Annotated in this window: 14 protein-coding genes; 13 read left to right on the forward strand and 1 reads right to left on the reverse strand. The window is 69.8% G+C overall.

Annotated features, from left to right (window positions below; translation table 11 throughout):
- Positions 1-177: 177 nt before the first annotated feature.
- The 13 genes from IEZ01_RS12035 to IEZ01_RS12090 all read left to right on the forward strand — a co-directional run bounded on the left by IEZ01_RS12035 (position 178) and on the right by IEZ01_RS12090 (position 13,020).
- Positions 178-1,392, forward strand: coding sequence for a 3-deoxy-7-phosphoheptulonate synthase (locus IEZ01_RS12035; protein WP_189201589.1), 1,215 nt, complete (start codon positions 178-180; stop codon positions 1,390-1,392).
- Entirely contained in the window at positions 1,380-2,003 is a 624-nt protein-coding gene (locus IEZ01_RS12040) for an isochorismatase family protein (protein WP_019884039.1), read from the forward strand. The genes IEZ01_RS12035 and IEZ01_RS12040 overlap by 13 nt, the downstream gene beginning before the upstream one ends.
- Positions 2,000-3,904 (forward strand): anthranilate synthase family protein, encoded by a 1,905-nt coding sequence (locus tag IEZ01_RS12045; protein WP_189201591.1) that lies wholly within the window; start codon positions 2,000-2,002, stop codon positions 3,902-3,904. The genes IEZ01_RS12040 and IEZ01_RS12045 overlap by 4 nt, the downstream gene beginning before the upstream one ends.
- Complete coding sequence (locus IEZ01_RS34820) at positions 3,901-4,248, forward strand: hypothetical protein (protein ID WP_019884036.1); 348 nt, start codon at positions 3,901-3,903, stop codon at positions 4,246-4,248. The genes IEZ01_RS12045 and IEZ01_RS34820 overlap by 4 nt, the downstream gene beginning before the upstream one ends.
- On the forward strand, positions 4,245-4,448 hold the full coding sequence (locus IEZ01_RS34825) for a pyridoxine 5'-phosphate oxidase C-terminal domain-containing protein (protein ID WP_019884035.1): 204 nt from the start codon (positions 4,245-4,247) through the stop codon (positions 4,446-4,448). Before IEZ01_RS34820 ends, IEZ01_RS34825 begins: the two co-directional genes overlap by 4 nt.
- Positions 4,449-4,492: 44 nt before the next feature.
- Entirely contained in the window at positions 4,493-6,349 is a 1,857-nt protein-coding gene (asnB, locus tag IEZ01_RS12055; RefSeq protein ID WP_189201593.1) for an asparagine synthase (glutamine-hydrolyzing), read from the forward strand.
- A 73-nt stretch (positions 6,350-6,422) separates the two neighbouring features.
- Positions 6,423-6,914, forward strand: a complete 492-nt coding sequence (locus tag IEZ01_RS12060; RefSeq protein ID WP_019884033.1) for a PhzA/PhzB family protein — start codon at positions 6,423-6,425, stop codon at positions 6,912-6,914.
- 67 nt (positions 6,915-6,981) lie between these two features.
- Positions 6,982-7,389 carry a VOC family protein gene (locus IEZ01_RS12065; protein ID WP_019884032.1) on the forward strand — a complete coding sequence of 136 codons (408 nt, stop codon included), beginning with the start codon at positions 6,982-6,984 and terminating at the stop codon, positions 7,387-7,389.
- A gap of 101 nt (positions 7,390-7,490) precedes the next feature.
- Positions 7,491-8,513 (forward strand): methyltransferase, encoded by a 1,023-nt coding sequence (locus IEZ01_RS12070; protein WP_019884031.1) that lies wholly within the window; start codon positions 7,491-7,493, stop codon positions 8,511-8,513.
- A gap of 51 nt (positions 8,514-8,564) precedes the next feature.
- Positions 8,565-9,050 (forward strand): DUF488 domain-containing protein, encoded by a 486-nt coding sequence (locus tag IEZ01_RS12075; protein ID WP_019884030.1) that lies wholly within the window; start codon positions 8,565-8,567, stop codon positions 9,048-9,050.
- Positions 9,050-10,723 carry an asparaginase domain-containing protein gene (locus IEZ01_RS12080; protein ID WP_063828499.1) on the forward strand — a complete coding sequence of 558 codons (1,674 nt, stop codon included), beginning with the start codon at positions 9,050-9,052 and terminating at the stop codon, positions 10,721-10,723. Before IEZ01_RS12075 ends, IEZ01_RS12080 begins: the two co-directional genes overlap by 1 nt.
- Positions 10,724-10,739: 16 nt before the next feature.
- Entirely contained in the window at positions 10,740-11,591 is an 852-nt protein-coding gene (locus tag IEZ01_RS12085) for a PhzF family phenazine biosynthesis protein (protein WP_019884027.1), read from the forward strand.
- A gap of 52 nt (positions 11,592-11,643) precedes the next feature.
- Positions 11,644-13,020: a replication-associated recombination protein A gene (locus tag IEZ01_RS12090; RefSeq protein ID WP_189201595.1), complete on the forward strand. Its 1,377-nt coding sequence runs from the start codon at positions 11,644-11,646 to the stop codon at positions 13,018-13,020.
- 83 nt (positions 13,021-13,103) lie between these two features.
- Here the strand turns inward: IEZ01_RS12090 and IEZ01_RS12095 are convergent, their stop codons facing one another.
- On the reverse strand, positions 13,104-13,499 hold the full coding sequence (locus IEZ01_RS12095; RefSeq protein ID WP_019884025.1) for a RidA family protein: 396 nt from the start codon (positions 13,497-13,499) through the stop codon (positions 13,104-13,106).
- Between the last annotated feature and the right edge of the window lie 36 nt (positions 13,500-13,535).

Genomic DNA, 13,535 nt, shown 5'->3' on the forward strand with positions numbered 1-13,535 from the left:
GCCGGCCGGTCGGCGAATTAGCCGGGCAAACGGACGTTTCATCCGCCGTGCCGAAAATCAAGCATTCCGAGGAAGTTCTGCCACCCATGGCATTTCACCATCGGCCATGGGTGGCAGGCCATCGGTCAATTCACCGCGGACAGCGATGAGCCGACACGTCGGAGGTTTGGAGCAAATTTGAACGTCACCTCGCTCGAAGTCTTACAAGCTCCGGTCGCGCAGCAGCAGCCTCAGTGGGGAGACCCGGCGGAGGTCGAGCAGGTCCGCGACGTGCTGGCGACCCTCCCTCCGCTCGTGGAGACCGAATCCCTGGCCAGACTCCGCGGTCTGCTCGCCGAAGTCGCCGCCGGGCAGGCGCAGGTGGTGCAGGCCGGGGACTGCGCGGAGGATCCCGCCGAATGCACCGCGGGTGACCTGGAGCGGAAGGCAGAACTCCTCGACGTCCTCGCCGCCGTCATGAACGCCACCACTCGTCAGCCGGTGGTCCGGGTGGGCCGGATCGCAGGCCAGTACGCCAAGCCCCGGTCCGCGCAGACCGAGCTGGCCGGCGGCGTCGAAGTCCCGGTGTACCGAGGACACATGGTGAACGGCCCGGAGCCGGACCCGGAAGCACGACGCCCCGATCCCCGGCGCCTGCTGGCGGGCTACGAGGCGGCGAGCCGGCTCATGGCCGGCCTCTGCCCGACGCCGCAGGCCCGCCTCGACCCGGCCGTATGGACCAGCCACGAGGCTCTGCTGCTCGACTACGAGACCCCGATGCTGCGCCAGGACCGGAATGGCCGGACCGCGCTGACCTCCACGCACTGGCCGTGGATCGGCGAACGGACCCGCCAGCTCGAAGGGGCCCATGTCGCGCTGCTGGCCGATGTGGTGAACCCGGTCGCGTGCAAGGTAGGGCCACGTATGACCGTCGCCGAGCTGCTCGGGCTGTGCGAGCGGCTCGACCCCGGGAAGGAACCGGGCCGACTCACCCTCATCGCCCGGATGGGCGCGGACGCGACCATGGACCTGCTGCCACCGCTGGTCCGGGCCGTACGCGCCGCGGGACACCCGGTGATCTGGCTGGTCGACCCCATGCACGGCAACACCGTGACCACCGCCGAGGGACGCAAGACCCGAGTCGTGGAGACGATCGTCCGGGAGGTCACCGCCTTCCAGGCCGCCGTGCGCACAGCCGGCGGAACACCGGGCGGGATCCATCTGGAGACCACCCCCGACGCGGTGACCGAATGCGCCGACACCCCGGACGGCACCGACCGGATCGGCGAGAAGTACACGACCTTGTGCGACCCGAGACTCAACCCCCGCCAGGCGGTGGCGGTGGTCTCGGCCTGGCAGCCGCACACGCAGACGATGACGGACCGAGCCGAGGGAGAACCGTGCCGGGCATAGCCCCGATCTCCGCCTACCCACTGCCGACGGCGGCTGACCTGCCCATCAGCACGGCCCAGTGGAAACCCGACGCAGACCGTGCGGCCCTGCTCGTACACGACATGCAGCGATACTTCCTCGCGCCGTTTCCCCCGGCGGTGCGCGACCCGCTGGTGCGCCACTGCGCGCTGCTGCGGGAGCGCTGTGCCGCGCTCGGGGTCCCGGTGTTCTACACCGCGCAACCCGGCGGCATGACGGACGAGGAACGCGGCCTGCTCAAGGACTTCTGGGGCCCGGGCATGAGGGTGGACCCCGCCGACCGCCAGATCGTCACCGAACTCGCACCCCGGCCGGCGGACCACGTGCTCACCAAGTGGCGCTACAGCGCGTTCTTCCGCTCGGACCTGCTGGCACGTCTGCGCGCCCAGGGCCGCGATCAGCTGATCGTCTGCGGGGTGTACGCACACGTCGGCGTACTGGCGACGGCCCTCGAGGCGTTCACCAACGACATCCAGCCGTTCCTCGTCGCCGACGCCCTCGGCGACTTCTCCGCCGAGTACCACCGGCTGGCCCTCGACTACGCGGCCGCCCGCTGCTCGGTGGTCACCACCACCGAGGAGGTCTTCCGATGAACCCGACGCAGTTGCTGGAGCACGTGCTGGGCCCCAACCCGGGAGCCTTCGCCCTGCTTCACCGCCCCGAGACCCTTGGCGCGGACCGCGTGGAGATCCTGCTGGGCCAGGTCAGCACCCCGGCCCGGCTCGCCGACATCCCGCTCACCGACCGGAGCGGGCGGCCCGGCGAGGCCCGGCACGAGACGCTGGTCCTGGTGCCCCACCAGCAGATCACCGAACGCGGCTTCGCCGCCGCCGCGGACGGCTCACCACTGCTCGCGATGTCCGTGACCGACCACGGGCAGATCACCACGTCCGAGGCGCTGAAATCCCTGCCGGACGAGCCGATCGCCCTGACCGGTGGGCGCTTCGACACCGACGACGACACCTACGCCGACACGGTCCGCGCCGTGCTCGACAACGAGATAGGCACCGGCGAGGGCTCGAACTTCGTCATCAAGCGCTCGTTCGTCACCACCATCACCGGGTACTCGACGCACAGCGCACTGAGCCTGTTCCGCCGGCTGCTCACCCGGGAGAGCGGCGCCTACTGGACCTTCATCGTGCACACCGGCACACGGACCTTCGTCGGCGCCACACCGGAGCGCCACGTCAGCCTGCGGGACGGTGTCGCGGCCATGACGCCGATCAGCGGCACCTACCGCTACCCGCCCACAGGACCGGTCGTGTCGGAGGTCATGGAGTTCCTCACCGACGGCAAGGAGACCGACGAGCTGTACATGGTCCTGGACGAGGAACTGAAGATGATGGCCCGGGTCTGCAGGGGCGGCGGCCGCGTGACGGGCCCCTTCCTGCGGCAGATGGCCTGGCTCGCGCACACCGAGTACACCATCGAGGGGCGCAGCGACCTCGATCCCCGGGACATCCTGCGGGAAACGATGTTCGCCCCCACCGTGACCGGCAGCCCGCTCGAGAACGCCTGCCGCGTGATCGCCCGCTACGAGCCACGCGGCCGCGGATACTACGGGGGCGTCGCGGCCCTCATCGGCCGCGACGCCGCCGGCGAGCGCACCCTGGACTCGGCCATCCTCATCCGTACCGCCGACATCCACGCCTCGGACGCCGACGGCAGCGGCCGGGTCGAGGTGGGGGTGGGCGCGACCCTGGTCCGGCACTCCGACCCCGACGCCGAGGTCGCCGAGACCCGCACCAAGGCCGCGGGCGTGCTCTCGGCGCTGGGCGCCGGCGAACGGCTCGACGAGCACCCGCAGATCCAGGAGGCCCTGGGGCGGCGGAACGAGACGATCGCCCGCTTCTGGCTCGACGACGCCGAATCGCGAGCACAGCCGCATCCGGTGCTGGACGGCCGCCGGGCGCTGATCATCGATGCCGAGGACACCTTCAGCTCGATGCTGGCCCACCAACTGCGCGCCATCGGGCTGACGGTGGAGCTCAGCAGCTTCGACGCGACCCACCGTTTCGACGACCACGATCTTGTCGTCATGGGCCCCGGACCTGGCGACCCGCGGGAGATCGACGACCCACGGATGGCCCGGCTCACCTCGGCGATCGAGCAGTTGCTGGCCCGGCGCACCCCCTTCCTGGCCGTCTGCCTGAGCCATCAGTTGCTGTGCCGGCACCTCGGGCTCGAGCTGAGGCGCCGGGAGGTCCCGAACCAAGGAACCCAGCGCGAGATCGACCTGTTCGGCTCCCGGGAGCGGGTCGGCTTCTACAACTCCTACGTGGCCCGCGCGCGAGCCGAGCGGCTGGAGTGCCCCGGCGTCGGCGAGGTGAACGTCAGCCGCGACGCCGCCACGGGCGAGGTGCACGCCCTGCGGGGGCCGCACTTCGGCTCGGTGCAGTTCCACCTCGAATCCGTCCTCACCCAGGACAGCGAGCGTGTCCTGGCCGAGCTGCTCGTACCGCTGATGGAGACCGCGGAGGTGCTGAACGTATGAAGGCGACCATCTCCTGGTGGGACCTCTCCGGGTCCGAACAGACCATCGACTCCTTACGTGACCACCTGCGTGCCGAGGGCGTGGAGCCGTGGGCGGAGGTTCAGGGGCTGCGGCTGAAGTTCTGGATCTCCGACCGGGAGACCAACCGCTGGGGCGCGGTGATGCTGTGGGATTCCGCGGCCGACCTGAAGGCACCGATGCCGCCGAACCGGGCCACCGAGCTCATCGGATACCCGCCCACCGACCGGATGGCGACCGACGTCGAGGCCATCGTCGAAGGCGCCCACTCCGGCCGACCGGCCGGTCGCGGCCTGGCCTTCGAACCGATCAGGAAGGCGTCGTGAGCGGCCGGACCGGTCCGTTGCCCGGCGAGGAGTCCGACGCCCTGTGGGCCGCCCGCCCGGCCGGCGCGCACTGGCTCGGCCATCTGCCGGAGCCGGCGTCGGTGGAGTTCTGGCAGGCCGACCAGGAGGACCGCTTGCACCGGAGGCTGCGCTACGAGCGCGACGGTTCCGGCCGGCGTGCGGGCCGGCTCCAACCCTGACCGTACTCCGGACCCGTGGACTCAAGAGGAAGAAGGGCAAGTCGATGTGTGGAATTACGGGCTGGGTCTCGTTCGACCGGGATCTGACTCAGCAGCGCACGCAGCTGGACGCGATGACGCAGACCATGGCCTGCCGGGGACCGGACGCGGGAGGCGCCTGGCTCGACCGGCACGCGGCGCTCGGTCACCGCAGGCTGGCGGTCATCGACCTCGAAGGCGGCACCCAGCCCATGGTGGTGCCTACCGACGACGGCCCGGTGACGATCACCTACAGCGGTGAGGTCTACAACTACACCGAGCTGCGGGGCGAGTTGCTCCGCCAGGGGCATCGGTTCCAGACCCGCAGCGACACCGAGGTGGTGCTCCACGGCTACCTGGAGTGGGGCGAGGCGGTCGCCGAACGGCTCAACGGCATGTTCGCCTTCGCCGTCTGGGACTCCCGGGTCGAGAAGCTCGTGATGATCCGCGACCGGATGGGCGTCAAACCGCTTTACTTCTCCAGCACCGACGACGGGGTGCTGTTCGGCTCCGAGCCGAAGGCGATCCTGGCCAACCCGCTGGCGGACCGCGCGGTCGACCTCGACGGGCTGCGGGAGCTGGTCAGCTTCACCCAGACGCCGGGGAGCGCGGCGTGGTGCGGGATGCGCGAGGTGGTCCCGGGCGGCGTGGTCACCGTCGACCGTTCCGGCCTGCGGGAGCGCCGCTACTGGACGCTGCCCACCCGTCCGCACACCGACGACCAGAAGACCACCGTCGCCACCGTGCGCGAACTGCTCGAAGACATCGTGGGCCGGCAGCTGGTCTCCGACGTGCCGCGCTGCACCCTGCTCTCAGGCGGTCTGGACTCCAGCGTGATCACCGCACTGGCCGCCGCCAAGCTCGGCCGGCCCGGGGAGCACGGCGAGCCCGGCGAGAAGGTGCGCAGCTTCGCGGTCGACTTCGTCGGCCGGGAGGACGACTTCATCGCCGACGAGCTGCGCGGCACGACCGACGCCCCGTACGCCCGTGAGGTGGCCGCACACGTCGGCTCGCGGCACGAGTCCATCGTGCTCGACCATGCCGCCATCGCCGATCCGGCGGTGCGCCGAGCCGTCATCACCGCGCGGGACAGCCTGCTCAGCCTCGGCGACATGGACGCCTCGCTCTACCTGCTGTTCAAGGCCATCCGGGAGCAGTCCACGGTCGCCCTGTCGGGGGAGTCCGCCGACGAGGTCTTCGGCGGGTACCGGTGGTTCCACCAGCCGGAGGTCCAGGCGGCGGAGACGTTCCCCTGGATGGCGGTCTTCGTCAGCGGTGCGCGCGCCCAGGTCTCCGACCGGTTCAACGCCGACATCACCGCCGCCCTCGACCTGCCCACCTACATCCGTGACCGCTACTCCGACGCGGTCGGCGAGGTCGAGCGGGCCGAGGGCGAGAGCGACCACGAGATGCGGATGCGGGTGATGTGCTACCTGCACCTGACGCGCTTCGTCCGGATGCTCCTGGAGCGCAAGGACCGGATCAGCATGGCCGTCGGGCTGGAGGTCCGGGTCCCCTTCTGCGACCACCGACTCGTGGAGTACGTCTACAACACCCCGTGGTCGATGAAGACCTTCGACGGCCGGGAGAAGAGCCTGCTCCGCGCCGCGACCGCCGACCTGCTGCCCAAGTCGGTGCTGACCCGCGTGAAGGCGCCCTACCCCGCCACCGTGGACCCGCACTACACGGGCGCGCTGCTGCAGCAGTCCAAGGAACTCCTCACGACCGACGACCCGGTGTTCGACCTGGTCGACCGCGGCTGGCTGGAGAACATCACGCGGCAGGACTCCGCCACCATGCCGATCGACGTCCGCAACGGCATGGAGCGAGTGCTCGATCTGAGCACCTGGCTGGACATCTACCGCCCCGAGCTCCGGCTCTGACGCGCAGCGGCGGCAGCCGACACCACCCACAGCGTCAACGCCCACACCCACACCATGGATTGAGGGATTCGAGATGGGAACGGACAACGCTCAGCCCGAGGGGCTCGGAGGCGACCTCGACCTGCGCGCCCGGCATCGCGCCGTCGTCGCGGACTACATGAGCCGCAAGGGCGAGAACCGGCTGACGCGCTACCAGCTCTTCACCGAGGACGGCAGCGCCGGCCTGTGGACCAGCGACACCGGCGAACCGATCGCCTCCCAGGGGCACGAGACGCTCAAGGCGCACGGCGAGTGGTCGCTGCGGATGTTCCCCGACTGGGAATGGAAGAACGTGGAGATCTTCGACACACAAGACCCCAACCGGTTCTGGGTCGAGTGTGACGGAGAAGGCAAGATTCTCTACCCGGCCTATCCGCCCGGCCACTACAAGAACCACTTCATCCACTCGTTCCTGCTCGAAAACGGCAAGATCAAGCAGCAGCGCGAGTTCATGAACCCGTTCCAGCAGCTGCGAGCGCTGGGTATCGACGTTCCGAAGATCAATCGCGGCGGAATCCCCACGTAGGGAATCCCCACGCAGGAAATCGGTTCCGCCCGTTCGAGTTGTCCGTACGTACAGCAAGGAGCATCACGTGGGATCTCAGCTCAACCCGTACATCGCCTTCGACGGAGACGCCCGGCAGGCGCTGGAGTTCTACCACGAAATCCTCGGCGGCAAGCTGGAGCTGGGCACCTTCGGCGACTTCGGCTCGCCCGAGTCGCCCGACGCCAGCAAGATCATGCACGCCACCCTCACCACCGCAGACGGCTTCACGGTGATGGCGTGGGACGTCCCGGAGCGGGTTCCCTTCAACCCGGGCACCAACGTCGCGCTCTACCTCGGCGGCGACGACCCCACTCTCCGCGACTACTTCGAGAAGCTGTCCGCCGGCGGCACCGTGGTGATGCCCCTCAAGAAGCAGATCTGGGGCGACGAGGCCGGCACGCTCGTCGACAAGTTCGGGATCACCTGGATGTTCAACATCACCCAGCGGCAGTAAAGAACCCCCCGGTGTGAGGCGGAGCTGCCCGACGGCTCCGCCTCACACCGGGAGGCACGGCTTCTACGTATCGCTTGCGAGGGTGGGATGGTGAGGGCTCAATGACAGTCGACGTGCAGGCCACACGAGACGTGGTCGACATAATCACCGGTGGATGGAGGGCGCAGGCGCTCTACACCGCGGTCAAACTCGGACTGCCCGACCACATAGAGGCCGGCCGCGACACCGGCGCCGAACTCGCCAAGGCAACCGGCGCGAATGAACAGGGCATTCACCGCCTGATGCGCCTTCTGGTGGCCATGGGAGTGTTCGAGGGCAACGAGTCCACCGGCTACCGCGGTACCCAGGTGAGCGCGGCACTGCTCGACGGCCCGCAATCCCTGCGCGACATGTGCCTGCTGTACGGCGAGGAGTTCTACTCCGCGTGGGGCCACGCCCACCACGCCATCAGCACGGAAAGCTCGGGATTCGAGGTCGCCTACGGCCAGTCGTTCTACGAATACCTCGGCCAGGACGCGGCCACCGCCAGGCGATTCCAGCACACCATGAACGCCGCGAGCATGTTCTTCCACCAGGTGCCCGAGATCTTCGACTTCTCCGGCGGCAAGAAGGTCGTGGACGTGGGCGGAGGAGGCGGGCACCTGCTCGCCACGATCCTCGGTGCCACACCGGACGCCAGGGGCACGCTCTTCGACCGCGAGCACATGATGCCGAAGGCGCGTGAGCACCTCTCCGCCACCGTCGGCCTGGACCGCGCCGAGCTGGTCGGCGGCGACATGTTCAAGGACGTCCCCGAGGGCGGCGACGTCTACATCCTCTGCCGTGTGCTGGCCGGCTGGGACGACGAAGCCGTCGTCGGCGTCTTCGAGAACTGCCGCCGCGCCATGGCGGACTCCTCGTCGCGACTGCTGATCCTCGACCGGTTCGTCGAGGACGCGAACTCCACCGTGCTGCCCGCCCTGTGGGATCTGCACCTCCTGGTGACGACCGGTGGCGAACACCGCACCCTCGACAGGATCACGCGGCTGCTGAACCGGGCCGGCCTGGACATCGCAGGGACCGCGGAGCTCCCCATGGAGACGACCGCCCTGATCGCCGCGCCGCGTACCCCCTTGGACGATTGAGGGGTACGCGTGAATTCGACCGGGAGCAACAGCGCGAACAGGAGACCTCCGGTGCTCAAGCTGGCCACGATCGGCGTCTACGGCTTCGACGGCGATTCCTACCTGCAACGACTGCGACAGGCGGACGTACGCCTGGTGATCGACGTACGTCAACGCCGCGGTGTCCGCGGCCCGGACTACGCCTGGGCGAACTCACTCCGGCTCCAGGCGGCCCTCGCCGAGGCCGGGATCGCCTACGAGCACCACCGCGAACTCGCCCCGACCACCGAGCTGCGTCACCTCCAGTACGCCGAGGACGACCGCCAGGGGGTAGGCAAGCGCTCCCGCCGCGAGCTCGCCGCCGAGTACACCCGCCGCTACACCGCCGAGATCCTCGACCCCGCCGACCTCGAACCGATCGTGGCGGCGCTGCCGAGCAGCGGGACCGCGGCGCTGTTCTGCGTCGAGCGCGACCCCGAGGCCTGCCACCGGTCATTGGTCGCCCAGCGGCTGGCCGAGAAGTACGACATCACGATCGAACACCTGCGGCCGTTGTGATGGGTGACATTCTCCCGGGCGGCGCGCCGCGACCGCGAATAGCGGTGTTCGCCGGACCGACGGCGACGATTCTGAACACACCGGACCTGGTCACGTCGAACAAGGCACGCGTACGCCACGGTCTGCCGCTACGCCCCTGCCATTTCGACGTCCTGCGTCCTCAGCGGCTCGCGGCGCCCGCGACGCTGTACGTCGAGGCGTACAGCGCGCACCCGCTCGAACGGGACGCGGCCGGCTTGTACGCGCCGCCGGACGGCTGGCTCGACAAGGAGGGGACCTTCCACGAGGAGCAGCCCTTCGACGACGCCACAGCGGTGTACGTCGTCGAGCTCGACCCGGCCGACGGTCTCTACCCCCTGCCTTACATGGGCAGGCAGGCGGACGGATCCGCCTGGGAGGAGACCTCGACGGCGCCGTTCGCACCGCCGGGAGACGCCCGGCAGACGTTCTACCCCGACGCCCGCCGCCTCTACGAGGAGATCGAGCGGTTCGGCCTCGCCGACCACGGCACCCCCGTCGAGCTGGGGTCGATCGCCGACTTCGACTTCTTCCGCGCCGCTCCGTCGGGCGGGTACACCTCAGGTCCGGACTCCGAGCGCCTCGGGCAGGACTTCTTCGTCTACTACCCCTACCACCTCCAGAGCGAGCCCGGCCTGGCCAACCTCGCCCAGGCGACCAACCAGGTCCAGGCCGTCCTCGCCACCGGACAGTACGCCGGCGTCCAATGGCTGGAGGGCAGCCCGACCGTCGACGAGACCCTGTACTGGCTCGGACTGGTGGTGGACACGACGGTGCCACTCGTCGGACACGCGGCTCAGCGCCGCCACCAGTCCCTGAGCGCGGACGGCGACCGCAACGTGGTGGACGGCGTGAAGTTCATCGCCTCCGGTGTCGCCCTGGACGAACGGGGCGAGGACCGCGTCGGCGCCTGCGTGATCGTCGACGAACTCGTCTACTCCGCCCGGGACGTGACCAAGGTCGACGCCCGGCCCGGAGGATACGAAGTCACCGGCGGGCACGGGGGAGTCGTCGCCGACCTGGGTGGCTACGGCCCCCCTCAGCTCACCTACCTCCCCGCCCGCAGGCACACCCATGGCTCGGAGCTGCGCCTGACCGTGCTCCCCGACCGGGTGCCTGGCGTCGCAGGGGCTCTGGACACGGGCGTGTCCGTGGCCGATGTCGCGACGAAGGACGCCGACGGACTCGTACCCGCCGCCATGCCGCACGTCTCGATCACCAAGTACAGCCGGTACGCGGCGACGGGCGCCGGCGCCGACGGTCCGCCCCTCGCCGACGAAGAGGTCGAGATCCTCGCCCGGATCAACGCCAACCTCGCGGGCGCGCCGCTGGCCGGTTTCGTCTGTGAAGGCATGTCGCCGTTCGGGATGGCCGACCCGACGAGGAACGCGGCGCTGAGTGTCGCCATCTTCGCCGGCATGCCGGTGGTCCGCACGGGCCGCGGCAACACCGGTGGCATGGCGTACCGGACCGACCCGACGTTCATCTCGGGCAACAACCTCACGGCCACCAAGGCGCGCATGCTCCTCATGGCCTCGCTGCTCAAACTCGGTGCCCTGCCCCCGGCCGCGGATCCCTTCAACCCGACCCCCGACGAGCGCGCGGCCACGGAACAGGCGGTCGCTCGGTACCAGGCCCTGTTCGACACCCACTGAGCCGAGAACGGAACCCATGGATACGTACGAGTACGTGGTGGCCGACGTCTTCACCGACGTCCCGCTGGAGGGAAACCCGACCGCGGTCTTCCTGGATTCCTCCGGCCTTTCCGCCGAGCGCATGCAGCAGATCGCGCAGGAGATGCACCTGTCGGAGACCGTCTTCGTCCTCCCCGCGGAACACGACGGCGATGTCCGGGTCCGCATCTTCACGCCGGTGAACGAGCTGCCGTTCGCCGGACATCCCACCCTCGGTACGGCCGTCGTGCTCGGCGAGTTGAACTCCGCGAAGGAGCTCCGGATGGAGACCGCCATGGGCACCGTGGCGTTCGAACTCGAACGTGACGGCGACGGCCGGGCCGACGCGGCCGGCATGTGGCAGCCCGTCCCGACGTGGGAGCCCTACGACCGTGCGGACGAGCTGCTCGCCGGTCTCGACCTGGTGGCCCGCGGCAGCACCCTGCCGGTCGAGGTCTATCGCAACGGGCCGCGGCACGTGTTCGTCGGCCTGGACAGCGTGGCCGCGCTCTCCGACGTGGAGCCGGACCAGCGGATCCTCGCGAGGCTGCCCGACATGGCCGCCAACTGCTTCGCGGGCTCGGGCACTCGATGGAGACTGCGGATGTTCTCGCCCGCGTACGGCGTGGTGGAGGACGCGGCGACCGGCTCGGCCGCCGGGTCGCTGGCGGTACACTTGGCCCGGCACGGTCTGATCCCCTTCGGAGAGTGGATCGAGATCCGCCAGGGGGTGGAGATCGGCCGTCCTTCGACGATGCGCGCTCGCGCCATGGGGACGCCGGAACGGATCGATTCGGTCCAGGTGGCGGGGTCGGCCGTGGTCATCGCCCGGGGAACGCTGTACGCGTAGTCGCCGAGAAGGTACGAGTGACCAGGCTCTGTGCCGAGGGGTGGGTGGAGTGATGGCTGCCGAGGACGACGGGCTGTTCGAGTTACCGACACCGGACGACATTCCGCCCGCAGATCCCGTACGGGCCACCGAGCCGCAGGCCGTACGGGCCACCGCGCCGCTGGCGGTGCGGATGCGGCCGCGTACGCTCGCCGAAGTCGTCGGCCAGTCGCACCTGCTGCGCCCCGGCGCGCCGCTGCGTCGGCTGGCGGAGGGCGGGGAGGCGGCGTCGGTGCTGCTCTACGGTCCGCCCGGCACCGGCAAGACCACGCTCGCGCGCCTGCTCGCCCCCGTCGCCACCCGGCACTTCGTCGCCCTCTCGGCGCTGACCAGCGGAGTCAAGGAACTGCGCGACGTCATGAACGACGCACGCCGTCGCCACGACCGCCAGAACCGGCAGACGGTGCTGTTCATCGACGAGGTGCACCGCTTCTCCAAGACCCAGCAGGACGCCTTGCTCGGGGCGGTCGAGGACCGGCTGGTGCTGCTGGTCGCCGCCACCACGGAGAACCCGTCGTTCTCGGTCGTGTCACCGCTGCTCTCCCGGCTGCTGGTGCTCCAGCTCCAGTCCCTGACCGAGGACGAGGTCCGCGAACTGCTGCGGCGAGCCGTGAAGGACGAGCGCGGCCTCGACGGTTCGGTCTCGCTGTCCCCCGAGGCCGAGGACGCTCTCGTACGCCTCGCGGCCGGCGACGCCCGTAGCGCGCTGACCGCGCTGGAGGCGAGCGCCGACGGGGTGACCGACACCGGCGGCACGGTGATCGACGTGCCGGCCGTGGAGCGGGCCGTCGCCGAGACCACCGTGCGCTACGACCGGCAGGGCGACCAGCACTACGACGTCATCAGCGCGTTCATCAAGTCGATCCGCGGCTCGGACCCCGACGCCGCGCTGCACTACCTGGCCCGCATGCTCGTGGCCGGGGAGGACCCGCGGTTCGTCGCGCGGCGGCTGGTGGTGCACGCCAGCGAGGACGTCGGTCTCGCCGACCCCACAGCGCTGCAGGCCGCCGTCGCGGCGGCGCAGACGGTCCAGTTGATCGGAATGCCCGAGGCCCGCCTCGCCCTGGCGCAGGCCACCGTGCATCTGGCCATGGCGCCGAAGTCGAACACGGTGATCACCGGCATCGACGAGGCCATGGCCGACGTCCGGGCGGGTGCCGTCGGTGAGATCCCCGCACACCTGCGGTACGGCCGCTACACGGGCGCCAGGGAGCTGGGCAACGCCATCGGCTACCGCTACCCGCACGCAGCCGCCGACGGAGTCCTGGAACAGCAGTACCCGCCGGACGAACTCGTGGGGAAGGACTACTACCGCCCCACCCAGCACGGCGGGGAACGCATCCTGCACGAGCGCCTCACTAAGCTCCGCCGTGCCGTCCGCGGCGAGTAGTTCACCGCGGCGAGGAGCCGACCCGCCTGCCCGCTGCTCGTGCCGGTCCGAGGGGCACGAGCAGCGGAGGAGACGGGCTCACATCACGCGACGGCGGTGCCCTCGAGCTCGACCATCTGGCCCGGGATCGCCAGACGCGTCACACCGAGCATCGTGGTGGTCGGCGCGACGCCGGCGGCGCCCAGCCGCCCCGCCAGCACGCCGTAGTGCTGGAAGAGCAGGTCGACGTCGGTCGTGTAGACGTTGAGCCGGACGAGGTTCGAGAGGGACATGCCCGCCTCGGCGAGCACCGCCTCGATGTTGTCGATGCTCAGAGCCAGCTGCGCCGCCATGTCACCGTCGTGCTCGGGCTTGCCTTCGCTGCTCATCGCGGTCTGCCCCGAGATGTACAGGGTCCGCGAGTGCCCGGAGACAACCTCGCCCTGGTTGAAGCCCATCTCCACCGACCACGACACCGGGTTGACCGCATTACGTTCCATTGCCGCAATAGCTCCATTCGATTCACCGACAGTACG

It is taken from the genome of Streptomyces purpureus (genome assembly GCF_014648195.1).
In the GTDB taxonomy this organism is placed as follows: Bacteria; Actinomycetota; Actinomycetes; order Streptomycetales; family Streptomycetaceae; genus Streptomyces; species Streptomyces purpureus.

Excerpts from the sequence above, each read along its gene's own strand:
- asnB (WP_189201593.1), top strand. The coding sequence starts at position 4,493 with ATGTGTGGAATTACGGGCTGGGTCTCGTTCGACCGGGATCTGACTCAG.
- IEZ01_RS12080 (WP_063828499.1), top strand. The coding sequence starts at position 9,050 with ATGGGTGACATTCTCCCGGGCGGCGCGCCGCGACCGCGAATAGCGGTG.
- IEZ01_RS12060 (WP_019884033.1), top strand. The coding sequence starts at position 6,423 with ATGGGAACGGACAACGCTCAGCCCGAGGGGCTCGGAGGCGACCTCGAC.
- IEZ01_RS12090 (WP_189201595.1), top strand. The coding sequence starts at position 11,644 with ATGGCTGCCGAGGACGACGGGCTGTTCGAGTTACCGACACCGGACGAC.
- IEZ01_RS12045 (WP_189201591.1), top strand. The coding sequence starts at position 2,000 with ATGAACCCGACGCAGTTGCTGGAGCACGTGCTGGGCCCCAACCCGGGA.
- IEZ01_RS12085 (WP_019884027.1), top strand. The coding sequence starts at position 10,740 with ATGGATACGTACGAGTACGTGGTGGCCGACGTCTTCACCGACGTCCCG.
- IEZ01_RS12070 (WP_019884031.1), top strand. The coding sequence starts at position 7,491 with ATGACAGTCGACGTGCAGGCCACACGAGACGTGGTCGACATAATCACC.
- IEZ01_RS34820 (WP_019884036.1), top strand. The coding sequence starts at position 3,901 with ATGAAGGCGACCATCTCCTGGTGGGACCTCTCCGGGTCCGAACAGACC.
- IEZ01_RS12095 (WP_019884025.1), bottom strand. The coding sequence starts at position 13,499 with ATGGAACGTAATGCGGTCAACCCGGTGTCGTGGTCGGTGGAGATGGGC.